The organism is Streptomyces curacoi (genome assembly GCF_001513975.1).
Taxonomy (GTDB): domain Bacteria; phylum Actinomycetota; class Actinomycetes; order Streptomycetales; family Streptomycetaceae; genus Streptomyces; species Streptomyces curacoi.
Map to the genome: position 1 here is coordinate 867,737 of NZ_KQ947984.1, position 23,806 is coordinate 891,542.

Annotated in this window: 20 protein-coding genes; 15 read left to right on the top strand and 5 right to left on the bottom strand. The window is 73.6% G+C overall.

Annotated elements, in window-relative coordinates; all coding sequences use genetic code 11:
- The first annotated feature begins 14 nt into the window (after positions 1 to 14).
- From AQI70_RS03865 to AQI70_RS03885, 5 genes are read left to right on the top strand one after another with little or no spacing between them, the layout of a single operon-like run.
- Positions 15 to 929: a hypothetical protein gene (locus AQI70_RS03865; protein WP_062144082.1), complete on the top strand. Its 915-nt coding sequence runs from the start codon at positions 15 to 17 to the stop codon at positions 927 to 929.
- Positions 926 to 1,162: a Trm112 family protein gene (locus AQI70_RS03870; RefSeq protein ID WP_004001505.1), complete on the top strand. Its 237-nt coding sequence runs from the start codon at positions 926 to 928 to the stop codon at positions 1,160 to 1,162. The genes AQI70_RS03865 and AQI70_RS03870 overlap by 4 nt, the downstream gene beginning before the upstream one ends.
- A gap of 19 nt (positions 1,163 to 1,181) precedes the next feature.
- Positions 1,182 to 2,009 (top strand): FkbM family methyltransferase, encoded by an 828-nt coding sequence (locus AQI70_RS03875; RefSeq protein ID WP_062144085.1) that lies wholly within the window; start codon positions 1,182 to 1,184, stop codon positions 2,007 to 2,009.
- The gene (locus AQI70_RS03880) at positions 1,975 to 2,592 is read left to right on the top strand and encodes a hypothetical protein (RefSeq protein WP_062144087.1); all 618 of its coding nucleotides are present in this window, start codon (positions 1,975 to 1,977) and stop codon (positions 2,590 to 2,592) included. The genes AQI70_RS03875 and AQI70_RS03880 overlap by 35 nt, the downstream gene beginning before the upstream one ends.
- 58 nt (positions 2,593 to 2,650) lie before the next feature.
- Positions 2,651 to 2,911 carry a hypothetical protein gene (locus AQI70_RS03885; protein WP_004001502.1) on the top strand — a complete coding sequence of 87 codons (261 nt, stop codon included), beginning with the start codon at positions 2,651 to 2,653 and terminating at the stop codon, positions 2,909 to 2,911.
- Positions 2,912 to 2,923: 12 nt separating this feature from the next.
- On the opposite strand, the gene AQI70_RS03890 is transcribed toward AQI70_RS03885, so the two are convergent.
- On the bottom strand, positions 2,924 to 3,802 hold the full coding sequence (locus AQI70_RS03890; RefSeq protein WP_062144090.1) for an ATP-grasp domain-containing protein: 879 nt from the start codon (positions 3,800 to 3,802) through the stop codon (positions 2,924 to 2,926).
- Positions 3,803 to 3,897: 95 nt separating this feature from the next.
- Positions 3,898 to 4,611: a FadR/GntR family transcriptional regulator gene (locus AQI70_RS03895; protein WP_062144093.1), complete on the bottom strand. Its 714-nt coding sequence runs from the start codon at positions 4,609 to 4,611 to the stop codon at positions 3,898 to 3,900.
- A gap of 195 nt (positions 4,612 to 4,806) precedes the next feature.
- Between AQI70_RS03895 and AQI70_RS03900 the strand changes: the two genes are divergently transcribed.
- From AQI70_RS03900 to mreB, 7 genes are all read left to right on the top strand, one after another.
- Entirely contained in the window at positions 4,807 to 6,180 is a 1,374-nt protein-coding gene (locus AQI70_RS03900; protein ID WP_062144097.1) for an SLC13 family permease, read from the top strand.
- A gap of 52 nt (positions 6,181 to 6,232) precedes the next feature.
- Positions 6,233 to 7,708 carry an acyl-CoA synthetase gene (locus AQI70_RS03905; protein ID WP_062144100.1) on the top strand — a complete coding sequence of 492 codons (1,476 nt, stop codon included), beginning with the start codon at positions 6,233 to 6,235 and terminating at the stop codon, positions 7,706 to 7,708.
- The gene (locus AQI70_RS03910; RefSeq protein WP_062144103.1) at positions 7,705 to 9,060 is read left to right on the top strand and encodes a carboxyl transferase domain-containing protein; all 1,356 of its coding nucleotides are present in this window, start codon (positions 7,705 to 7,707) and stop codon (positions 9,058 to 9,060) included. The genes AQI70_RS03905 and AQI70_RS03910 overlap by 4 nt, the downstream gene beginning before the upstream one ends.
- A gap of 83 nt (positions 9,061 to 9,143) precedes the next feature.
- Complete coding sequence (locus tag AQI70_RS03915; RefSeq protein ID WP_062144106.1) at positions 9,144 to 11,045, top strand: VMAP-C domain-containing protein; 1,902 nt, start codon at positions 9,144 to 9,146, stop codon at positions 11,043 to 11,045.
- Positions 11,046 to 11,104: 59 nt separating this feature from the next.
- A complete protein-coding gene (locus AQI70_RS03920) occupies positions 11,105 to 12,121 on the top strand; it encodes an AAA family ATPase (RefSeq protein ID WP_062144109.1) in 1,017 nt (338 codons plus the stop codon).
- Between the two features lie 65 nt (positions 12,122 to 12,186).
- Entirely contained in the window at positions 12,187 to 16,863 is a 4,677-nt protein-coding gene (locus AQI70_RS40585; RefSeq protein WP_079051130.1) for an SAV_2336 N-terminal domain-related protein, read from the top strand.
- A 220-nt stretch (positions 16,864 to 17,083) separates the two neighbouring features.
- Positions 17,084 to 18,118, top strand: a complete 1,035-nt coding sequence (gene mreB / locus AQI70_RS03930) for a rod shape-determining protein (protein WP_062144112.1) — start codon at positions 17,084 to 17,086, stop codon at positions 18,116 to 18,118.
- Positions 18,119 to 18,406: 288 nt separating this feature from the next.
- On the opposite strand, the gene AQI70_RS03935 is transcribed toward mreB, so the two are convergent.
- Positions 18,407 to 19,294 carry a DUF6424 family protein gene (locus tag AQI70_RS03935; protein ID WP_062144115.1) on the bottom strand — a complete coding sequence of 296 codons (888 nt, stop codon included), beginning with the start codon at positions 19,292 to 19,294 and terminating at the stop codon, positions 18,407 to 18,409.
- Positions 19,295 to 19,516: 222 nt separating this feature from the next.
- Here AQI70_RS03935 and AQI70_RS03940 point away from each other — a divergent pair, with 222 nt between their 5' ends.
- Positions 19,517 to 19,771 carry a DUF1876 domain-containing protein gene (locus AQI70_RS03940; RefSeq protein ID WP_062145055.1) on the top strand — a complete coding sequence of 85 codons (255 nt, stop codon included), beginning with the start codon at positions 19,517 to 19,519 and terminating at the stop codon, positions 19,769 to 19,771.
- 12 nt (positions 19,772 to 19,783) lie between these two features.
- Here the strand turns inward: AQI70_RS03940 and AQI70_RS03945 are convergent, their stop codons facing one another.
- Both AQI70_RS03945 and AQI70_RS03950 read right to left on the bottom strand, forming a co-directional pair.
- Positions 19,784 to 20,461 carry a response regulator gene (locus tag AQI70_RS03945; protein ID WP_004001490.1) on the bottom strand — a complete coding sequence of 226 codons (678 nt, stop codon included), beginning with the start codon at positions 20,459 to 20,461 and terminating at the stop codon, positions 19,784 to 19,786.
- Positions 20,458 to 22,122 (bottom strand): sensor histidine kinase, encoded by a 1,665-nt coding sequence (locus AQI70_RS03950; protein ID WP_208607272.1) that lies wholly within the window; start codon positions 22,120 to 22,122, stop codon positions 20,458 to 20,460. Before AQI70_RS03950 ends, AQI70_RS03945 begins: the two co-directional genes overlap by 4 nt.
- Before the next feature lie 97 nt (positions 22,123 to 22,219).
- Between AQI70_RS03950 and AQI70_RS03955 the strand changes: the two genes are divergently transcribed.
- Together AQI70_RS03955 and AQI70_RS03960 are read left to right on the top strand one after the other, a co-directional pair.
- Positions 22,220 to 23,230 (top strand): Bug family tripartite tricarboxylate transporter substrate binding protein, encoded by a 1,011-nt coding sequence (locus AQI70_RS03955; RefSeq protein WP_062144118.1) that lies wholly within the window; start codon positions 22,220 to 22,222, stop codon positions 23,228 to 23,230.
- Positions 23,227 to 23,799 (top strand): tripartite tricarboxylate transporter TctB family protein, encoded by a 573-nt coding sequence (locus AQI70_RS03960; RefSeq protein ID WP_425264598.1) that lies wholly within the window; start codon positions 23,227 to 23,229, stop codon positions 23,797 to 23,799. The genes AQI70_RS03955 and AQI70_RS03960 overlap by 4 nt, the downstream gene beginning before the upstream one ends.
- Positions 23,800 to 23,806: the final 7 nt, after the last annotated feature.

Sequence of the window (23,806 nt, forward strand, 5' to 3'; positions counted from 1 at the left end):
CCATGTGGTGGGGAGTGGCCGCGGCCCTGTTGGCGAACACCCTCTACAGCCTCGGTTTCGTCCTGGAGAAACGGGCGCTCACCGCACTTCCGGAGGTGAGCATCCGGCACCCCGCCCGGCTGCTGCGGCTGGTGCTCGGCAGTCCCCTGTGGATCGGCGGTTCGCTCGCCCTCGCCGCCGGTTTCGCAGCGCAGCTCGTCGTCTACCGCACGCTGCCGATCGCCGCCGCGCAGGGCATCTTCGTCTCCGGACTCGTGCTGCTGGTGCTGCTGTCCGCGCGGCTGCTGGGCGAGGAGACCAGCGGGCGCGAGCGCTACGCGCTCGGCGCGATCCTCGCCGCGCTGCTGATGGTCGTGCTGTCCCTGCGCGAGGGCGCGGAGACGGTCAGCCGGGCCGCCCCGTATCCGCTGATCCTGCTGGTGTGCGTGCCGTCGCTGGCGCTGGGCGTGTGGCTGTACAACTCCGCCGAGCGCAGGGCCCGGCACCGGCACCGGCTGCCGACGACCGGCGTCGAGTACGGCGTGGCGGTGGGGCTGCTGTACGGGGTCAGTTCGCTGGCCATCAAAGGGGTGTCCAGCTATCTGACGACGAGTGGGCCGGTCGGCGCGCTCCTCGATCTGCTCCGCTCCCCGTATCCGTATCTCCTGCTCTTCACCGGCGCGTTCGGGCTGGTCATGTCGCAGGCGGCGCTGCAGCGCTGCCGGGCGTCGCTGATCGTGCCGGTGTGCACGACGGTGACCTGTCTGTACACGGCCGTGCTCGGCACGCTGTCGTTCGGTGAGGCGCTGCCCGAGGACCCGCTGCGGCTGGCGCTGCGGATCGCGGGTACCGCGCTCGCCATCGCCGTACTGCTGTTCATGCCCCGGCACGACCCTCCCGCAGGGTCTCCCCAACCCCACATCGGTGCCAAGGAGTTGACACCCCCATGAAGCCCGACGACCCCCTGCTGCAGATCCTCGCGTGCCCGCTCGACAAGGGACCGCTGCATCTCGTCGTACCGGCCGCCCCGGACGATGCCAGGGAGACGGCCGAGGCGCTGTACAACCCGCGCCTGCACCGGCGTTACCCGATCGTGGACGGCATCCCCCAGCTGCTGCCGGCCTCCGGGGAGCAGGTCTCCGACGACGAGCACGAGGAACTCCTCCAACGGATCGCCCGATGACCAGGACACGGATGGTTCCATGACCATGACCCTGGCGGCCCGTCTGGCCCCCTTCCTGCCGGTCCGTCTGGTCGCCGCGACCGCCCGGGCCGTCTATCCGCGCTTCGAGCCGGAGCTGGCCCGGCTCGCCGACCTGTGCCCGTCCGGCTGCGGCACGGCGGTGGACGTCGGCGGCTGGTTCGGCCCCTGGACGCACCGGCTGTGCAGACGGTCGCGGCAGGTGGTGACCGTCGAGCCGGTCCCCCACCTGGCGCGGCTGCTCGCCTCGGGCACCCCGCCCAACGTGCGCGTCATCCAGGCCGCCGCCTCCGACCGCCCCGGCACGGCCCGCCTCTGGCTGCCGCCGGGCGACGAGGGCGACCGCGGGGTGTCGTCCCTGGTCCGCCGGGACATCCACGCCCGCGCCCTCGACGTGCCCTGCGTCGCCCTCGACGACCTGGGGCTGCGGGACGTCGGCTTCATGAAGATCGACGTGGACGGCAACGAACTGGCGGTGCTGCGCGGCGCGACGGCGATCCTGGCCCGCGACCGGCCGGCGCTCTTCGTGGAACTGGAGTCCCGCATCCAGCCGATCGCGCCGGTGGTGACGTATCTGTCGATGCTCGGCTACGACGGCTGGGTGCTGCCCGGCAGCCACTGGGTGCCGCTGGCGTCCTTCCCGCTGGAGGCACACCAGGCCGAGGCGTCGTACGTCGTCTCCCAGGGCCTGCTCCGCCGGGTGCTGCCGTTCGGCGCTCTGCGGGGCCCCCGCTACGTCAACTCCGTCCTCTTCCTCCCGGACGGCCGCCGCCCCGGCGGGCGGGTGCGCGAGCATGGAACCCATGCCCTCAGGAAAGCCCCCCGCTAGCAAACCGAGCCCCACCGGCCCCTTCACCCCGCTCCACTTCCAGCTGGTGCTGCTGCGCCGCATGGCCGACCACAATCCGGACCTGGTGGAGGACGCCCGCCGTGCGCTGGGCGTCTCCCTCGCCGAGATGCGCGAGGCGAACAAGCGGTGGCAGGCGATGGTCCGCTCTCCCCGCTCCCGCTCCGCCGCCTCGCGGTACCGCTCGGTGCTGGGCGCCCCCGAGTCCGTCGTCCCCCGCAAGGTCGGCGACCTGGAGTGCGAGGCCTGGCTGTGGCCCGTCCCGCTCTGGCCCGACCTGCGTTTCGAGGTGCTGCTCGCCCCGAACGGCGCGGTGTGGAACGAGTGGCTCGTGCGCGCCCCCGGAGCGCGGGGCCCGGCCCTGCGCACCCTGTCCGACCTGGCCCCCTGGTCGTGCACGGTCGACGAGGCCGCCCGCGCCTTCGCCCCGGCCCGCCCCCTGGAGGGCTCGGCGCCGACCCGGTGGGGGCTGGCGTTCACGGCACCGGACGGGGAGGGGGTGCGGCGGGAGGTGGTCGCGGAGTTCACCTGGGGGCTGTTGCAGCGGACGGCGGTCAACGGCTGACACGCGCCGGGGGGACTGCGCCGCATGCCCGACGGCCCCGTGTGCGATCGTTCGGCCCATGAGTAGCGACTACGACCGCATCCGTACCGGCATCGAGTTCATGACCGCCTATGTGTCCGGGAACGACCTTCTGTCGGCGTACGTGGCGGAGCGGCGCCGCGAGGACCCGGCGGCGGCCGAGGCGCTGATGGACGGCGCCGCGGCCCTCTGCGCACTGCTGCTGCACAAGGTCGCCAAGGAGACCGGGAAGACCGAGCAGGAGATCCTGCAGGAACTGGCCCGCGGCACCCACCGGCACGAGCAGCAGTTCGGCGACTGACCCGGCGCGGCGCTACCCCGCCGCCGCCAGGATCGCGTCCCTGACGCCCGGCACCGACCCGGTGTGCAGCGACAGGAAGAGGTTCGGCTCGACGAGCTCCAGTTCCATCACGCGCGGCTCCCCGCCCGGCCCGTCCTCCCCGTCGACGAGGTCCACGCGCGCGTACAGCAACTCATGGGCCACCGGTACGGCGGCCAGGGCGCGCTCGGCGACGGCGAGTTCGGCCGGGGCCGGGGTCCAGGGCTCCAGGCCGGGGTGGGCGACCTTGCGCTCGTCGTACGGCGTCCCGGGGGTGAGGACGGCGCCCTTGCGGCTGGCGTGCAGCAGCCGCCCGCCGTAGAACTGCAGCGCCCGTTCCCCGCTGACGTCGATGCTCGCCACATAGGGCTGCACCATCGCCGTGAAGCCCTCGGCGTGCATCCGCGCGAGCTGCCGTACGGCCGTGTCGTGCTGGTCGGGCGTGTACCGGGCGGCGAACCTCGCGCCGGCGCCGGAGGTGGGCTTGACGACGTACTCGTGGCCGTCCGGTAGGTCAGGGCTGTCACCGGGCGCGAGGTACCGGGTGGGCACGACCGGCACCCCGGCCGCGGCGAGATCGCCGAGGTACCGCTTGTCGGCGTTCCACCGCACCACCTCGGCCGGATTGGCCAGCCGCGTGGCCTTGCCGCACCGCTGCGCCCACGCCAGGAACTCCGCCGCCCGCCAGCTGTAGTCCCAGGTGGAGCGGAGCACGGCGAGGTCGTAGCCGCCCCAGTCGACGGCGTCGTCGTCCCAGTACACGGCGTCAGCCTCGGCGCCGGCCTCCTGGAGCGCCCGCACCAGCACGGGGAGGTCATGGTCGACGGTGACCTCGGGGCCGGGGCGGCAGGTGACGAGGGCTATTCGGGGCACGCCGGGTTCCTCCAGACTGGACGCTTGTGCGATGCGCAGGCTAGCAAGCGAACTCTCCGTCGAGGTCGCCGTGCTGACGCCCGCTCCGAGGGCCGTTACGGCTCCCGCCCCTCCTCCGGCTCCCAGTCCAGCAACCGCACCTTCGCCACCGTACGGACATGGCGGCGCATGGCGGCGGCCGCCCGGCCGGGGTGGCCGGACTCGATCGCGTCCAGGATGGCCTGGTGCTGGGCGAGGGAGCGGGCGGGGCGGTGGGGCTGGCGGAGGGACTCGGTGCGGCTCTCGGCGATCTGGCCGGCGATCGAGCGCATGAACTCGGCGAGGATGCCGCTGTGCGCGGCGGCGGTGACCGCGGTGTGGAAGAGGCGGTCGCCCTCCACTCCGTGGTCGCCCTCCTCGATCTCCCTCGCCATGTGCGCGAGGGCCGACCGCATGGCCGCCAGGTCCTCCTCCGTGCGGCGCTCGGCGGCCAGTTCGGCGAGTTTCGTCTCCAGGGCCTCGCGGGCCTCCAGCACGTCGGGCAGGCGCCGGCGGCGCTCCACCATCCGCTCCACCGGCTCCACGTCGAGGCTGTCCCGGACGAGGTAGGTGCCGCCGCCGTGCCGCACCTCCACCAGGCCCTGCACCTCCAGGACCACGATCGCCTGCTTCACGGAGGCCCGGCTCACCCCCAGCCGCTGCGCCAGATCGCGCTCGGTCGGGAGCCGGTCCCCGGCGCCGAGGCCGCCCTCGGCGACGTAGGCGCGCAGCCGGTCGAGCACCTGCTCGTAGAGGCGCTGCCTGGTCATGGGGCGCAGGGCGTCGGTCACGGGGTCCCCCTCTCGCCGGGAGCGTAACACCGGGCGCAAGAGTGGTCGGGTGGCTGAGCCAATTGTTGCGCGACCCCTTGACGCACCCTCCCGCACACCCCACGCTGTCCAGCCATCACCCCCGAAGTGGCTCAGCCACTCAGCCACTCCGTCGGTGGACCGCAACCGCTCCGGGACCCAGAGACGGGAGCCCGTATGTCCCCCGAGCTCATCTCGATCCTCGTCCTCGCCGTGGTGTTCGTGATCGCCACGACCCGCTCCATCAACATGGGCGCGCTGGCCTTCGCCGCCGCCTTCGCGGTCGGCACCCTGGCCGCCGGCCTCGACGCGGACGGCATCTTCGCCGGCTTCCCCGGCGATCTGTTCGTCGTCCTCGTCGGCGTCACCTACCTGTTCGCGATCGCCCGGGCCAACGGCACCACGGACTGGCTGGTGCACGCCTCCGTCCGGCTCGTCCGGGGCCGGGTGGCGCTCATCCCCTGGGTGATGTTCGCCCTCACCGCCGCGCTCACCGCGATCGGAGCCGTGAGCCCGGCCGCCGTGGCGATCGTCGCGCCCCTCGCGCTGAGCTTCGCCGCCCGTTACGGGATCAGCCCGCTGCTGATGGGCGCGATGGTCGTGCACGGCGCGCAGGGCGGCGGTTTCTCGCCGATCAGCATCTACGGCTCGATCGTCAACGGCATCGTCGAGCGCGAGAAGCTGCCGGGGAACGAGGTCACGCTCTTCCTGGCCTCGCTGATCGTCAACGTCGTCATCGCGGCCGTGGTGTTCGTGCTGTGCGGAGGGCTCAAGCTGTGGGCGCGGGGGTCGGTGCCCACGAACCCGGACGGTGGCGCGGGCGCGGAGGGCCCTCACGGCCCCGACAGCCGCCACCGCCCCGACGGCCCCAGGGGCGCGGAAGGCGGCACGTCCGCCTCCCCGTCCGGCACCGCCACCGCCGTCGCCACCCGCCCTGCCGAAACCGGGGTCCGCCTCACCCCCGCCCGGGTCACCACCCTGGTCGCCCTGGCCGCCCTCGTCGTCGCCGTCCTCGTCCTCGACCTGGACGCCGGTCTGACCGCGATCACCCTGGCCGTCGTGCTGAGCGCCGTCTGGCCCGAGGACAGCCGCACGGCGGTCGGCCAGATCGCGTGGCCGACGGTGCTGGTGATCTGTGGTGTGCTGACCTACGTGGGCGTGCTGGAGGAGATGGGCACCATCACCTGGGCCGGCGAGGGCGTCAGCGGCATCGGCGTGCCGCTGCTGTCCGCGGTCCTGCTCTGCTACATCGGCGCGATCGTCTCGGCGTTCGCCTCGTCCGTGGGCATCATGGGCGCGCTCATCCCGCTGGCGGTGCCGTTCCTGGCGCAGGGCGAGATCGGCGCGGTGGGCATGGTGGCGGCGTTCGCGGTGTCGGCGACGGTCGTGGACGTGAGCCCCTTCTCGACGAACGGCGCGCTGGTGCTGGCCGCGGCGCCGGACGTCGACCGTGAGCGTTTCTTCCGGCAGCTGATGGCGTACGGAGGGATCGTGGTGGCGGTGGTGCCCGCGGTGGTGTGGCTGGTGATGGTCGTGCCGGGCTGGGGGTAGCCCGGCAGACGACGACAGTCGGTATCCGTTGAACAGTTAAGGAGTACGACGCGTGTCCTCTCTCTTCCCGGCACTGACGGGCGCACCGGCCAAGCGAGTCGCCCTGCGGTTCGGCGACCGCTCCCTGACGTACGGCGAACTCGGCGCCGCCGCCGGTGCCCTCGCGGCGCGGATCGGCGGGGCGGGCAGAGTGGCCGTCTGGGCGACCCCCGCGCTGGAGACCGCCGTGGCGGTCCTCGCGGCGCTGGAGGCCGGTGTCGCCGCCGTACCGCTCAACCCGAAGTCCGGGGAGAAGGAACTCGGGCACATCCTGTCCGACTGTGCGGCGTCGGTGGTGCTGGCCGCCCCGGGGGACGAACTGCCCGACGCCCTGGGCGGCCTGGAGCGCGTCGACGTCGACGTGCGTGCCGTCGGCCTGCTCCCCGACCCGCAGCCGTCCGAGGAGGATCCCGCCCTGGTCGTCTACACCTCCGGCACCACCGGCCCGCCCAAGGGCGCCGTCATCCCGCGCCGGGCGATCGCCGCCACCCTGGACGCGCTCGCCGACGCCTGGCAGTGGACCGGCGACGACGTCCTCGTCCACGGTCTGCCCCTGTTCCATGTGCACGGGCTGGTCCTCGGCATCCTCGGCCCGCTGCGCCGCGGCGGATCCGTGCGTCATCTGGGCCGGTTCAGCACGCAGGGCGTCGCGCACGAGCTGAACCGCGGCGCGACCATGGTGTTCGGGGTGCCGACGATGTACCACCGCATCGCCCAGGCGCTCCCCGAGGACCCGGAGCTGGCGAAGGCGCTGGGCACGGCCCGCCTCCTGGTCTCGGGCTCGGCCGCGCTCCCGGTGCACGACCACGAGCGGATCACGGCCGCGACCGGGCAGCGGGTGATCGAGCGGTACGGCATGACGGAGACGCTCATGCTGTGCTCGTCCCGGTGGACACCCCCGGACCCCCGGCCGAGCGTGCGGGCGGACGGCGAACCGCGCGCCGGCACCGTCGGTGTGCCGCTGCCGGGCGTGGAGCTGCGGCTGGTGGAGGAGGACGGGACGCCCATCGCGTCGTACGACGGGGAGACCGTGGGCGAGATCCAGGTGCGCGGCCCGAACCTGTTCACCGAGTACCTCAACCGCCCCGACGCCACGGCGGCCGCGTTCACGGCGGACGGCTGGTTCCGCACGGGTGACATGGCGGTGCGGGAGCCCGACGGGTACGTCCGTATCGTCGGCCGCAAGGCGACCGACCTGATCAAGAGCGGGGGTTACAAGATCGGGGCGGGCGAGATCGAGAACGCGCTGCTCGAACATCCCGGGGTGCGGGAGGCGGCCGTCACGGGAGAGCCGGACGCGGACCTGGGCGAGCGGATCGTGGCGTGGATCGTCCCGGCGGACCCTCAAGCACCGCCCGGTGCCGAGGAGTTGGCCGACCATGTCGCCGCCCGCCTGGCCCCGCACAAGCGCCCGCGCACGGTCCGCTACCTCGACGCCCTCCCCCGCAACGACATGGGGAAGATCATGAAGCGGGCGCTGGCGTCATGACGGAGCGCCGCACGGCACGCGAGGCCGTCGCGCTGGTGGCCGACGGCTTCACGGAACTCCCGTACCCGGCCGGGGATTCGGCGGGCGAGGCGGCACCGGCGCCCCGCCCCGACGGCCCCCTCGGCTGGCACGGCTACGACGCCTCGCGCGCCCGCGCCACCGAGCGCACGGGCGAGCAGGAGTCCGTCATCTGCGGCACCGCCGACGTGGAGGGCACGCGAGCGGTCCTGATCGCGTTCGAGTTCGGCTTCCTGGGCGGCTCGCTGGGGCAACGCACCGGCGACCGGCTGGAGGCGGCGTACACCTACGCCCGGGCGCACCGTCTCCCCGTCGTGTCGTTGGTCGCCACCGGCGGCAGCCGGATGCAGGAGGGCATGCTCGCCCTGACCCAGTTGCAGCGCGTGGCGCGGCAGTCCGCGCTGACCCGCGCGGCCGGGCTGCCCCAGATCGCCGTCCTGCGGGACCCGACCACGGGCGGCGGCTGGGCCACGCTCGGCGCGGGCGCCGACGTGATCCTCGCCCTGCCCGGCGCCCAGGTGGGCTTCGCGGGCTCCCGGGTCCGCCCACCGGACGCGGACCCGGCGGCGTACACGGCTCAGGCGCAGCTGGCGGCCGGGGCGGTGGACGCGGTCGTACGGCCGCGGGAGCTGCGCGGGGAGCTGGGGCGGTGGCTGCGGCTGCTGACGGTGCCCTCCGCCGAAGCGGCCCCGCCGCCGCGGGCCCTGGGCGCCACCGACCTGCCCCGCACCGGATGGGACGCCGTCCAGCGCGCCCGCTCATCCCGACGGCCGCGCGCCGCACGCTACTTGGACGCCTACTTCACCTACCGCGTCGCGATCGAGGGCGACCGCTGCGGCGGCACCGACCGCGCCGGCATGCTCTGCGGCTTCGGCGAGCACCAGGGCCGTACGGTCGCCTACGCCGCGCAGACCGGGACCGCCACCCGCCCCGCCGGCTACCGCACGGCCGCCCGCCTGATACGGCTCGCCGACCGGCTCGGCATCCCGGTGCTGACGCTGGTGGACACACCGGGTGCCGCCAATGACGCTCAGGCGGAGCGGCAGGGGGTGGGCGCGGCGATCGCGGATGTGTTCGGCGCGGTGGCCGCGGCCCGCGGCCCGATCACGACGCTGCTGATCGGCGAGGGCGGCTCGGGCGGTGCGCTGGCGCTGGCGGCGCCCGGCAACACCTGGGCCACGCCGGACAGTTACTTCTCGGTGATCGCGCCGGAGTCGGCGGCGGCGATCCTGAAGCGGGGGCCGCGGGAGGTGGAGGCGACGGCGGAGCAGCTCCGGATCCGGCCGCAGGACCTGGTGGAGCTGGGGGTGATCCGGGGCGTCGTCGGGGGGTAGCGGGGTGCTCGGAAACCGGGACAACCTCAACGGCCGTCCGGAACAATGGGCATGCTCGACGGACGACAGGTGACGGGGGCGTCATGACAGGCCTGAAGGGTGCCGAGTGGCACGCCCGGATCGAGTGCGGGGCCCGGGTGTCCGGCGCGGGCTTCCTGGTGACCCGCGACAAGGTGCTGACGTGTGCGCATGTCGTCGACAGCAGCGACCTCGACCCGGTGACGGTGACGTTCCCCCAGCGCCCCGGGGACGCTCCCGTGGCCGCGCGGGTCGTCGCGCACGGCGGCTGGGACGGCCGCACCTCCGAACTGGGCGATCTGGCCGTACTGGAGCTCGACCGGGAGGTCGGCATCGCCCCGGCGCCGCTCGCCCCGGCCGACGTCGCGCACGGCGACCGCAAGCTCGTGGCCTACGGATTCCCGGCCGGGTACGACGACGACGGCACGATCGCCGAGTTCCGTACCGTCGCGGCGCAGCTGTTGATCGGCGGGGAGTGGATCCAGCTGGAGGCCTGGAGCGGGCACGGCCAGCCGCTCGCCGTCGGCTTCAGCGGTGCCGCGGTCACGCTGGTCGACACCGGCCAGGTCATCGGCATGGTCACGGCAGCGGCCGGCGCCCCCGGCGTACGCACCGGCCGGATGATGCCCACCCATGTCCTGGCCCGGTACTGGCCCGACCTCAGCGCTCTAGTACCGGCTCCGGGGGCCGCGCGCGTGCGGGGGATGCCGGGATCCGCGTACCTGCCCAGGACAGATGGGCTGGGATCCGCGTACCTGCCCAGGACAGCGGGGCCGGCACCCGCGTACCTGCCCAGGCCGACGGGGCCGGCACCCGCGCACCCGCACGGCGCACCGGCAACGGATCTCCGGCATCCGTATCCGTACGCCACCCCCGCCCCCGGTCCCGTTCACGGTGCACCCACCCCGCCCCTCGGCCACCCCGACGGCCCCCGGCTGCGTGCGCTCGTCGAGAAGGCCGCCCGGGCGGGCCTGGACTGTGATCCCGTCCGGCTCTACGCCGCGGCAGCCGGGCCGTTCGATCCGATGCCGCCACCGGAGGGGTTCGGGTCGTTGTGGTCGGCGGCGTGGTTCGTGCTGTGCGAGGTGGACGACCCGGCGACCGTCACCCGGTTCGCCGACCGGCTCGACGCCCTGCTCACCGCCCCGCCCCGGGCCGAGACCGGCGCCATCCTCGTCGAGCTCGGCCACAGCGGTGCCGGTGACGACCTGGTGCGGGTCGAGGTGTCGGCGTACAGCGCGGGGCGCCGGCATCCGGTCCCCGCGGAGACGGTCCCGAAGTCCCGGCTGCGCGCGTACGTGCAGGACCGCATCGAGGACGCCTTCTGTCATCTGACGCCCGGTGCCGACGAGTTGATCGCCTTCGCGCTGCCCCGCGACTGGCTCGACTGGCCGGTCGACCGCTGGGAGAAGGGCCCCGACGACGACACACCGCTCGGCTGCGTCCACCCGGTGGTGGTCACCGACCACGCCCGGCGCAGAACCAGCACCCGGCACGTCCTCACCAGTGCCTGGCAGCACCTGGACTCCCGCCCCGGCGCCCGCGTGCACCGCGTCGGATGCGACGGCCTGGAAGACCCCAGAAAGCTCCGGCTGGCCCTGCAGTCCGAGGTCTGTCCGGCGGGTTTCGGCGCGACGCCCCGTTCGGCCCGCACCCGCCCGCACTTCGAGACGTCGCTCACCGCTCCGGCGCCGGTGATCGTCTGGTCACGGCGGGGCTGCGACCCGGAGGAGGCGGACTGCGACGGCACCTCCGACTGCCCCGGTACGGCGTTCCTGGACGCCCTCGACACACTCGTCTCCCGCGTTCCGCCCACCCAGCTCCCGCGCCGGGTGCTGAGTCTGCGCCAGCGTGCCGACGCGGAGGACGACCACTGGGCGCGGGACATCCAGCTCCTGTGGGACGACCCACGCCGCTTCACCGACCCGCACACCACGGCCGTACACAGACGGTCACCCGTCGCCTGACCGGCCCGCACGCCCGGGACCGGGGACCGTCAGCGAAAGAGCAACCGGAGAGAGCGCCCATGCCGCACTGGTCCGTCTACACCGGCACCAACGAGCCGCACGACGGCATCGCCGAGCTGCCCGCCCCGCCGCCCTGGCGGGCGTTCGACGGCGGCCCCGCGCTGCCGCCGCCCGGCGACAGCGACGACGGGGCGGCCGTCTCCCCGGACCGCGTGCACCGGGCGAGGACCTATGTGCCGACGCCGGAAAGCGTCCAGCTGGTCAACGCGGCGCTGTGTCTGCGCCGCCCGCTGCTGGTCACGGGCCCGCCCGGCACGGGCAAGTCGTCCCTCGCCTACGCCGTGGCCCGCGAGCTGCGGCTGGGCCCGGTGCTGCGCTGGAACATCACCAGCCGCAGCACCCTCGCCGACGGCCTCTACCAGTACGACCCGCTGTCCCGCCTGTACGCGGCGCGCAGGGACGACGGCCACACTCCCGCCCCCGACGGCGTGGCCGACCATCTGCGCCTGGGCCCCCTGGGCACGGCCCTCCTGCCCTACGACCGCCCGCGCGCCCTCCTCGTCGACGAGATCGACAAGAGCGACCTCGACCTCCCGAACGACCTGCTGAACATCCTGGAGGAGGGCCAGTACGAGATCCCCGAACTGGTCCGCGCGGCCCGGCACTCCACCGACGGCAAAGCCCAGGTCCTGGCCGACGGCACGGACACCCCGGTGCCGGTCTCGCACGGCCGGGTCCGCTGCCGGGCCTTCCCCTTCGTCGTCCTGACCAGCAACGGCGAACGCGAGTTCCCGCCCGCCTTCCTCCGCCGCTGCGTCCGCCTGCGCCTGCGCCGCCCCGACCGCGCCCAGCTCACCGACATCGTCCGCGCCCACCTGGGCGAGCCCGACGCGCGTGCGGAAGCCCTGATCACCGAGTTCCTGACCCGCGCGGGCACCGGCGAACTGGCCACGGACCAGCTGCTCAACGCCATCTACCTCACCGGCATCGCGGGCCTCGAAGCGGACTCCCGCGAGAAGCTGGCCGAGCAGTTGATGCCGTATCTGAGCGCGACGGCCGAGGGCGACGGGTTCTGAGGGCGATGAGGTCTGATGGCTCTGATGCGTCTGATGAGGTCTGAGGGCGATGGAGTCTGAGGGCGATGGAGTCTGAGGCATCCGAGGCGGGGGCGCCCCGGCCGGCGGGGGACGCGGCCGAGGGCGCCGAGGCCGTCGTCGCTCGGCTGGCCGCCGTGCTGGGCGCCGCCGCGGGCACGGACGTGTCCGTGGAAGCCGGGCCCACACCCCGGGAACTCGCCGAACTGCTCTGGTTCGCCGAGCAGTTGGGTGCCGCCGGTGAGGGCAGCAGCCCCGGCCGGCCGGCGGCCCCCGGTCCGGCCCACCGGGACACCACCGATGCGCCCGCGCCCCCTGACCCTGCCCACCCCGCCGTACCGCCGCAGTCGGAACCCGATCCCCCGCACCCGTCCCCCGACGACCGCGTCCCCCTCCACCTCCCGCAGCCCCCGCGCCCAGGTCCCCGGGGCCCGAACGGCGGCGGCACCCCGCTGCTCGCCCCGGCGCCCCCGATGCTGCCCCGTCCCCTCGCCCTGCAGCGCGCCCTGCGCCTCCTCAAGCGCAAGGTCCCCTCGCCGCACGCCCGGCTCCTCGACGAGCACGCCACCGCCGACCGGATCGCCCGCCTCGGCGCCCACCCCGACGTCTGGTTCCCGGTGCTGCGCCCGGCCCCGGACCGCTGGCTGCGCCTCAATCTGGTGTACGACGCGGGCCCCACGATGCCCGTGTGGCGCCCCCTGGTGCGCGAACTGCACACCCTGCTCGCCCAGTCGGGCATCTTCCGCACGGTCTCCGCGCACCGCGCCACCCCGGACGGCCGCGCCCACCAGGTCCCCGCGCTCGCCGACGGCCGTACGGTCACCCTGATCGTCAGCGACTGCATGGGCCCGCAGTGGCGCCCCGGCCCGGCGGGCGACCGCTGGTACCGCACCCTGCACCGCTGGGCGTCCCGCATGCCCCTGGCCGTCGTACAGCCACTGCCCGAACACCTCTGGCCCACCACGGCCCTGCCCGCCGCCCCGGGCCTGCTCACCGCCCCGGCCGCCGCGGCGCCGTCCGCCGCGCTCACGTTCACCCCGTACGAGGCGGCACCGGACGCCTCCGACCGGGCCGTCCCCCTCCCCGTCCTGGAACCGGCCCCGGCCTGGCTCGCCAACTGGGCCTCGCTGGTCGCCTCGCCGGGCGGCAGCCACGCACCCGGTGCCCTGGCCTGGCTGCCGCCCTCGCCCGCCCCGCCCGCCGAACCGGCCCCCGACATCGCCTCGTTGCCGGCGCAGGACCTGGTGCTGCGCTTCCGGGCGACCGCGTCACCGGAGGCGTTCCGCATCGCCGGCCATCTCGCCCTGGCCGATCCCTCCCTGCCGGTGATGCGGCTCGTCCAACGCGCCCTGGACCGCAGCCCCCGCCCCCAGCACCTGGCCGAGGTCATCCTCAGCGGCATGCTGACGGCGGTTCCGGGGCCGCCCGGGTCGTACGAGTTCCGTGCGGGCGTGCGGGAGTTGCTGCTGCGGTCACTGCCGCGTACGGCGCGGACGCGGACGCGTGAGTTCCTGGCCCGGGTCGGCGGGCTGATCGACGAGCGGGCGGCCGTCACACCGGGCGAGTTCCGGGTGGAGGCGCGGGGCGACAGGAGTGGCGGTGTGGGTCCGGCGTTCGCGACGGTCAGCGCCGAGACCGTAGCGCGGCTGGGCGGCGACCCGGCGGCGGAAGGGGGGCTCGTCGGCGGGCGGTACCGGCTGCTGGGGCAGCGGGGACCGAGTCAGCGCATGTGGGCGGCCGTCGACGTACGGACGGAGCGGCCCGTGGTCGTCCACCTCTATCCGCCGCAGAAGGCCCCCCAGGAACGGTTCCTGAGGGAAGCGCGGGCGCTGGCGGGGCTGCGGCATCCGAACGTGGTGCGAGTGCTGGACTACGGCGTGGCGGACGGGCGGCCCTATGTGGTGGCCGAGTTCGTGGACGGCGTCACCCTGGCCGAGCTGCAGAACGGCAGTGGGCCCGGCGTCTCCTTCAGGGTGTACGCCCAGCTGGTGGCGGACGTCGTGCCCGCGCTGGAGGCCCTGCACAAGCGCGGACTGGTGCGCGGGCAGGAGAGCTGGGACGGTCTGCTGCTGCGACCGGACGGCACGGTGATGATCAGCAGGTTCGCGCTGGGGGAACAGTCGGAGGGGCACGACGAGAGGTCGGACTTCCTGCTGTTCGGGTCGCTGCTGCGGGCCTTGGCCTCGCACAGCCCGGCCGGCCCGGATTTCCGGCGGATGCAGGCGGAACTGGCGCGAGGCGAGGACCCGGCCGACGCCGTACGGCGGCTGCCGCGCTCGGCCGCCTTCGCCAGGGCGCTGGCCGGGACGGAGGCGGACCGCCTGCGCATCACCGTGCTCGGCCCGTTGAACATCAGGCGGGCCGGCCGGTTCCTCGCCCTTCCCTCACCGGAGGCCCAGGCACTGCTGTGCCTGCTGCTCCTCCACCAGGGCCGCCGCGTCGGCCTGGACACCCTGGCCGAGGGCCTGTGGGAACATCCTCCGTCGGGTGTGGAGGCGACACGCCGACTGCATGAAGTGGCGACGGACATACGGCAGTGCCTCGGACCGGGCACCCTCGCCGAACTCGCCGACGGCTACGCCGTGCACCTGCCGGGCGACTACGTCGACGTGCACCACTGCGAGGAACTGGTCACCGACCGCACCAGCGACCTGGCCCTGGCCACCCAGCGCTCCCTGATCCAGGACGCCCTGAGCCTGTTCTACAGCGACCCGCTGCTCGGCATCCCCGGCCCCGCCGCGAAGGCCACCCGTGCCCGACTGCGCGCCCTGCGCCTCAGCCTGTACGCCACGCGCGCCGAACTCGACCTGGAACTGGGCCACTTCGAGCAGGCGACGGCCGATCTCACCGCCCTCGTCAGGGACCACCCGGATCGCGAGGACTTCCGTCGGCTGCACATCGAGGCGCTGCGGAGGACGGGGCGCGTCGCGGCGGCCATCGAGGCGTACGAGGCCTACGAGGAGTACCGGGAACGGCAGTACAGCGAACCCATCGAGCCGGCCCTGCAGGAGCTCTACCACGAACTGCGCGCCGCACCCCGCCCGACGATCGCCCTGGAGGCCGCCGACCTGAGCGAGCACCCGCAGGCCCATCGCGCGCTCGGCCGGGCCGCGGACCGGCTGCTGTCCACGGCACTGCGGCCGGACCAGTACGAGATGCTGGCCCGCGACAACGGCTACGTCGTCCTCACCGAGCCCGGCACCGCCGTCCTGCCGGTGGTGAGCGCGGCGCTTCTCCAGCTCCCGGTCGCGCTGGCCGAGCTGGACGACCCGCCGCGGTTCCGGGTGACGTTCTGGGACACGCCGTGGTTCGCGGGCACGGACGAGTCGGCCATCCCGTCGGACGTGCGGGCGGCCCTGGAGTCCATCGCCGCGGACGTCACGGTCGTCGTCTCGCCGGAGCTGCACGCGGAGTTCTCCGGTGGCGGGGCGTTCCTGCCCCTGCACGGCGGTACACCCGGGTCCCCGCCCCTCGCCTGGTACTGCCCCTTGTCCTTCCGGGCGGCCGAGCCGAGGTCCGCGCCCCGCGACCTGGTACGCGGCCCCTTCACCACCCCCGACCTGGCCCTGCTCTCCTCGGACCCCGGCCGCACGGCCATCGTGCACACCCAGCCCGACGGCCCTCTCACCGTCCTCGACCCGGCCCGCCCCTGGGGCAGGCGCCGCCCCCTGGACGTCACGTACTACGAGGTCGACCTCACCACCCACCGGGCGTCCCACCAGGTCGTCCTGCCGAGTTCCGGCGGCGGTACCTTCGCCGCGTCGGTCGAGCTCTCCTGGCACGTGGCCGCCCCGGTCGCCTTCGTGCGCGGGGAGGCCACCCATGTCGGGAACGACCTGCTCGACCACTTCCTCAGCGAGGCGTTCCGCATCACCCGCCGTTATCCCCTGAGCCGGGCGGGCGCCGCCCAGCAGGCCGTGGAGGCGGGGATGAGCAGGTGGCCGGTGCCGGGGCTCTCGGTGACGTGCTCGGTACGGCTGGCACCGGGGGCCCCTCCGACGCCCGCCCCGCCGCAGCCGTCGTCCGGCCCGCCCGCACCCCTGGCCGACCTGCTCCACCCCGCGCAATACGTCCTGCTCGGGTTCGAAGGCCCCCTGACCCGGCCGTTCTCCACGAAGGCCGCCCGCAGCGCCGCCCTCGACCTGCTCTCCCTGGTCGTCGACCACCGCGACCCCGAGGACGCGCTGGCGGGCCGCCCGCTCACCGGCGACGGCCCCGTTCCGCTCCAGGAAGAGCTGGTGCACCCCCTGGACGTACTGCGCGCCTTCGCCGACAGCGGTATCGCCCCGCTCCTGCGCGACCGGCTGGACCGCCTCGAACTCCGGGCCGTGACGGAGGCGCACCCGACCCCGCACGTCGCCGACCTGGTCCATGCCCTGCACGACAGCGGCCGCGGCGTGGCCGTCGTCACGAACTTCTGCGAGCAGGCCGTCCACCGTCACCTGGACTTCCGGGGGCTGCCCCTGACGGCGGTGTTCGGCCGCGACCGGCAGCTGATGCCCGATCCGCAGTGCCTGCGCCGGGCCCTGAACCACTTCGGCCGGTCCGCCACCGGCCTGCTGATCTCCTCCACGGCCGCCGAGGTCACCGCCGCCCGGCACCTCGGCCTCCCCGTCCTCGGCTACGCCGACTCCCCCGCCACCGAACGCCGCCTCCGCACGGCCGGCTGCGACGTGACCGTCCACTCCCTCCAGCCCTTACTCGATGCCGCCCGATCCCTGTGATCCGACACGCCTTTCTGACTCCCCATCAGAAATAAACCCCCCATTCAGCCGCACCCCGCCCGGCCCCCTCCAAAGGGCGCCCCCCGTGGAGCCGACCGCACCATCGATGTGAAGGAGCCCGCCACGCAGCGGCCCCGACAACACGACCCCACACACCCCAAGCGAGGCCGGCCACCCCAACCCGGCGGCACCACGGTCTGCGCTCTCGGGAGGACCCCCCATGACCGCAAGTCTGGAGCAGCTGCGCCGCTGCCATTTCGCCGTCGACCTGGGGGCGGCCAGGACCCGCGTCTATGTGAAGGGCGCCGGACTCGTCGTCGACCAGCCCTCCGCCGCCGCCGTCAACACCCGCACCGGCGCGCTCATCGCGGTCGGCGAGTTCGCGGAGAGGATGACCGGGCGCACCCCGGACTACATCCGCGTCGTACGGCCCGTCTCCGGCGGCACCGTGGTCGACATCGAGATGGCGCAGCGCATGTTGCGGCACCTCCTCGGCGACAAGATGCGCCGGACCCTGCGCCGCAAGCCCTTCCTGCGCGCCGCGGTCTGCACCCCGCACAATCCCGACCCGCTCGCCCGGCGCGCCGCCATCGAGACCCTCGTCGGCCTCGGGGCGCGGCGCGTGGAACTCGTCGACACCCTCATCGCCGCCGCCGTGGGCTGCGGGCTGCCCGTGGAGCAGGCCGAGGCCAGCATGATCATGGTGTGCGGGGCCGCCGCGACCGAGGTCGCCGTGCTCTCCCTCGGCAACATCGTCACCGCCGAACGCGTCCGGGTCGGCGGCGAGGCCGTCGACCACGCCATCGTTCAGCACCTGCGCCATGAGCACGAACTCATGCTGCCCAGCCAGAACGTACGGCCCCTGCAGCTCGCGCTGTCCGGCAACGGGCTCACGCCCCACGGCCCCGCCTCCACCGAGATCCACGGCCGCGACGTCTGCACCGGTCTCGCCCGCAGCGTCCAGGTCGACACCGCCGCCGTACGGGAGGCCATCCAGACCCCGCTCACCGCCGTCCTCGACGCCATCGGCAAGGTGCTGCGCGAGTGCCCGCCCGACCTGGTCGCCGACCTCGCCGACCGCGGGATCATGATGGTCGGCGGCAGTGCGCTGCTGCCCGGGTTCGACCAGATGCTGCGGCAGGCCACCAGAATGCCCGTGCACATCGCCGAGCGGCCCGACGTCTGCGCCGTACAGGGCCTGGGCACCATGCTGGAGGGCAGGATCGAGCCCCTGGAGCTGGACCTCACCGAGTGAGGGCGCGGGCCGGCCCGGTGTCAGTAGGGCAGGATCCGCCCCGAGGGGGTGCGCCGGTCGATCTCGCCCCTGGTGTCGCGGGGAGCGGCCGGGCGGCGGGTGACACGAACACGGACGTGGGTCTGGCGGTTCATGGCGCCCTCCTGGTTCGACGGCTCGGCTCCGTTGCGACCAGCTTTCTCTCCGCAACCTTTCGGCACATCGTGCCCACGGAGGCAGTTGTCATGCCTCCGTGGCAGGAGCGAAGGAGCGGCCCGGCCGCTTCCCGGGGAGGAGGGCGCCCCCGGTTCAGCTCGGGGTGCTTCGCCGTGCGCCGTCGGACGACCGGCGCCGCCGGGTGCGCAGCGGCACGGACGCGGTCTTCGAACCGCGAGGTATCTGCTGCTCGAACGCCGCCAGCGCGATCGGGCTGTCCGGCGGCACGACGGCCATCATCCGGCGCCGCTGCGCCTCCGCCAGGGCGTCCCCGGCCGGGGTGCCGTGCCGGGCGTGGACGATGCGGACGGCTCCCTCGCCGGAGCCGCGCCGGTCCACCGGGGTGACGGCGGCGTTGGTGCCGTCGGGCAGCCTCACCCACAGCTCGAAGTCGTCGTACCGGAAGTAGTCCGCGGCCTTGACCGGCCAGGGGTAGTGGTGCTCGCCGGCCGCCTTGGGCAGGACCCCGGAGTGGTTGGCGGTGCTGAGCGGCACGCACGCGTTGAAGAGGGAGTCGGTCCAGGCCTCGACGCCGTCGGCGTCCGTGATCGGCGTGTCGAGAAGGTCGCGGGCGCGCTTGTAGCCCAGGGCGTCCAGGGCCGGCAGCGTGAGCGGGAAGGCCTCGATGAGTTCGGCGGCCTCCCGGCGGAGCCGGTCGACCTTCACGGGGTCGGCGCAGAACTGCGCGCTCCACTCGATGCCGACCCGGGCCCGGTACATCCGCCAGCCGCTCTCCGCCCTCACCCACAGACTCCCGCCGTGGTGCATCTCCCAGGGGCCCGGCCCGTACGGCAACTCGCCCCCGTCGGCCTCCAACTCCTCCAGGATCTTCTTCGCCGTCTTCTTCGCGGCACGGAAGTGCGAGGACTCCGAGCGCTCCGGGTGCTTGACGACCCGTATCTCCCAGGGGTGGTTTCCCTTGCGGGGCCTGCCGAGCTCGAACTCGTCACGGGCTGCCGGCCTGGTCAGGACATCGGTCATGTCCGGCCTCCTTCCGAGGGCCGCGGCCCCGGGTGCCACGCCGCGTCCGGGCGCCGCTCCTTCCATCGTGCGGCGCGGCTCCGTGGGCGTCGACTCGCGCTGAGCCGGCCCGTCGCGCTGGACCCGGCCCGGGAACAGGCGCACGCTCATCAGTAGGGGGACGGGCCCCGCCGGGACCGCCCCGCCCCCAGTTCTCCCAAAGCCCGTACGGAAGTGATCTCGATGCAGGACAAGCAGTGGACCGTCCAGATCCACATCACCGAGGACGGCGACGACACCCGCGCGGAGGCCGTGCTGACCACTCAGGACGCATCCACCATCACCGGCCGGGGCGTGGCCCACCGCAATCCGGTCGACCGGCCCATCCCCGAGATCGGCGACGAACTCGCCGCCAGCCGCGCCCTGGAGGACCTGGCCATCAGGCTGCACGACGTCGCCTCCGACGACATCGTCCAGCTGGCCGGCCCCGTCGAGTGAGGGGGCCGGGCGTCAGCCCAGCCAGCTGTACCGCCGCTCCGGCCGCCCGGCCTGCCCGTAGCGCAGCGACACCTCCGCCTGCCCGGTGACGCTGAAGTGCTCCAGGTAGCGCCGGGCGCTGACCCGCGACACCCCGAGCCGGGCCGCGCACTCGGCGGCGGAGAGGCTGCCGTCGGCCGCGCGTAGCTCCCGCTCGATCAGCTCGGCGGTCTCCACGCTCATGCCCTTGGGCAGGGAGGCCGTCGTGGCGGCCGGCGCCGCGCCCCGCGCCAGCGCCCGGTCCACGTCGGACTGCCCGCTGACGACGGCCGTGTACAGGTTGCTGCGCCGCGCCGCGTACTGCTCCAGCCGGGCCCGGAGGTCCTCGGCGTCGAACGGCTTCAGCAGGTAGTCGACGACCCCCTGGCGTACGGCGCCCCTGACCGCCTCGGACTCGCGTGCCGCGCTGATCACCATGACGTCGCAGTCGTGCCCGGCGCTCCGCAGCCGGGGAATGATCTCCAGCCCGAACATGTCGGGCAGATAGAGGTCGAGCAGCACCAGGTCGGGTTGCAGCTCGGCGACCGCGGTGAGCGCCTGCTCGCCGCAGTTCGCCGTGCCGATCACCCGGAACCCGTCGACGTCGTCGACGAACCCGCGGTGGATCCGCGCCACCATGAAGTCGTCCTCCACGATCAGCACGTCGATCATCGGACTCCCTCCGTCGCTCGGTCGGCCGGACGGCCGACGGACATCCGGGCGGTGAACATGGCGCCCGCCTGCGTGTTGGCCACCGACACCTCACCACCGCGGCGTTTGCACACCAGCCGGGTGAGTGCCAGGCCGATCCCCCGGTCGCCGCCCTGGGCGGCCTTGGTGGTGAACCCGTGCGAGAACACCTCCTGGGCGAGCTCGGGGGCCACGCCCGGCCCCGAGTCCCGTACGACGATCTCCACGCTGGAGGCGTCCTGGCGCAGTTCGACCTCCACCCACGCGTCGTGGCCGTCGTCCCCCGCCGCGGCCGCGTCGACCGCGTTGTCCACGAGATTGCCGAGGACGGTCGCCACGTCCGCGGAGTCGGTCGGCTCAAGGCGTTCCAGGGCGGTGCGCTCGGAGATCTTCAGCCGGACCTTGCGTTCCGCGGCGAGCGCCGACTTGGCCATGAGCAGCGCGGCGACCGCCCGGTCCCGGACCCGGCTGGTGAGGTGCAGGTCGAGCGACTCGCGGTGCTTGCGCAGCGCGCGGACGTACCGTACGACCTCGTCGTGCTCGCCGATCTGGATGAGCCCGGAGATGGTGTGCAGCTGGTTGGAGAACTCGTGGGCCTGGGCGCGCAGCAGCTCGGTGGTACTGCGGAAGGAGCCCAACTCCCGTTCCAGCTGGGCTAGTTCGGTGCGGTCCCGCAGGGTCGTCACGGAGCCGAGGCGGCGGCCGTCCTTGGTGACGTCCATCCGGTTCATCACCAGGACGCGGCCCCGGCGTACGACGACCTCGTCCCGCCGCTCGGCGCGGGGCTCGTCCTTGCCGGCGCTCCCGGCCAGGACGTCGTACAGCCGTCCCTCGATGCCCAGGTCGGTCAGGCTCATCCCGACGCAGCTCTCGGGCAGGTCCAGCAGTCTGCGGCCGACGGCGTTGACGAGGGTGAGCCGTAGCTGCGGGTCGAGGGCCACCACGCCCTCGGCGATCCCGAACAGCATCGCCTCCCGGTGTTCGGCGAGCCCGGCGATCTCGCGCGGCTCCATGCCGAAGGTCTGCCGTTTGATCCGCCGGGCGAGCAGCCAGGAGCCGGCCACGCCCAGGACGCTGGCGACCCCGAGGTAGACGAGCAGATAGGACGAGGCGCCCATCAGCCGCTGCCAGACCGTCGGCGAGGCCCGCCCGATCATCACCGTGCCGAGGTGGTCCCCGGCGTTCCTGTCCCCCGCCCCGAGCACGGGCGCCTGCGCCACCAGCTCGGTGATGCCGTTCACCGGCAGCTCACCGGACCAGCCGCGGCCCTCGGTGGCGTCCTTGCCGGAGACCGGCAGTCGCGTCCCGAGGAGGGTGGGGTTGGTGGAGGCCACGATCCGGCCGCGGGCGTCGGCGACCGTGGCGGAGGTGACGCCGGACCTGGTCAGCGTGGACTGGAGCAGGGGGGCGAGCATCTCGGCCGGGGCGGGCCGGACGAGCTGGGTGCGTACGAGGGGGTTGCCGGCCATCTCCTCGGCGAGCGCGGTCACCCGGCGTCCCTCGACCCGGTCGAACGTCGCCTTCGACTGCGACAGCGACACCGCGGCGACGGCGGCCAGGACGATCACGACGATGGCGAGCTGCCAGACCAGCAGCTCACCGGCGAGCGTCTGACGCCGTCGTGGCCGTGACGTTATGACCACTATGAACTCAACCTTCAATGGTCACAGAACCGAGACGGGGTGTCTCAGGAATCGCACAATCATGGCGCCGGATCGGCCCAAGCGAAAGAGATGAGCCATGAGAACTCGACGAGCCGCACTTGTCGGAGCTCTAGCCGCCGCGTCCATGCTCGCGGTCAGCGCCTGTGGTGCCACCGCCGACAAGGAGGAGTCCGGGAGCGGAAGCGGGTCCGGGAAGCCCGTGACCGGCCTCAGGCTCATGGTCCCCAACACCCCGGGCAGCGGTTACGACCTCACCGCCCGCACCGTCTCCCAGGTCATGCAGGACACCAAGGTCGCCTCCGGCGTCCAGGTCTTCAACCTGCCCGGCGCCAGCGGCACCGTGGGCCTGCAGCGCCTGGTGAACGAGAAGGGCAACGGCAAGATGGCCATGCAGATGGGCCTCGGCGTCGTCGGAGCCTCGTACACCTCCAAGTCACAGGCGACGCTGACCGACACCACGCCGATCGCCAAGCTGATCGAGGAGGCCGGCGCGATCGTCGTGCCGAAGGACTCCCCGTACAAGACGATGGACGACCTCGTCACCGCCTGGAAGAAGGACCCGAAGAAGCTCGCGGTCGGCGGCGGTTCGTCGCCGGGCGGCCCCGACCACCTGCTGCCGATGCAGCTGGCGAAGGCGGTCGGCATCAAGCCGAAGGACGTCAACTACGTCTCCTACGACGGCGGCGGCGAACTGCTCCCGGCGATCCTCGGCAACAAGATCGCCTTCGGGGCCAGCGGTTTCGGTGAGTTCCTGGACCAGATCGAGGCCGGCCAGGTGCGTGTCCTCGCGGTGACCAGCGAGAAGCCGATCGACGCGCTGAAGGACGCCCCCACCCTCAAGGACCAGGGCATCGACCTGGTCTTCACCAACTGGCGCGGCATCGTCGCCCCGCCCGGCATCACCGCCGAGCAGAAGAAGACCTGGATCGACGCGCTGACGACGATGCACGACTCGGAGCAGTGGAAGGCGCAGCTGGAGAAGAACGGCTGGGTCGACGCCTTCTCCACCGGTGACGAGTTCGCCGGCTATCTGACCGAGCAGGACAAGGCGGTCGCCGACCTGCTGGCCGAGCTCGGGCTGGCATGAGCTCCGAAGTGACGGACGAAGTGCAGGCCGGAGAGCCCGAAGACAAGGACGGACGGCCCGTGGCGGACTCCCGTCCGTCCCCGGAGGGCGGGGACCGCGCGCAGTACGGCGTGTGCGCGTTCCTCGCCCTGCTGGGCGCCGCCGTGATCGTGGACGCCCTCGGCATCCCCCACCTCACCAGCGGCACCGACCCGGTCGGCCCGCGCGCGGTGCCGCTGATCCTGGGCGGCCTGCTCCTCCTGCTCGCGGCGCTGTACGCCGTGGACGTGGCCCGCGGCGGCCGCGGTGAGCCGGAGGCCGGCGAGGACGTCGACCTGTCGAGCGGCAGCGACTGGCGCACGGTGGTCCTGCTGATCGGCGTGTTCCTGGCGAACGCCCTGCTCATCGAGCGCCTCGGCTGGGTGATCAGCGGCGCCCTGCTCTTCTGGGGCACGGCCTTCGCGCTCGGCAACCGCCACTACATCCGCAACCTCCTGATCGCGGCGACGCTGTCCCTGACGACGTTCTACGCGTTCGCGATCGGCCTCGGCGTGAACCTCCCCGCCGGTGTCCTGCAAGGAATCCTGTGAGGCCTGG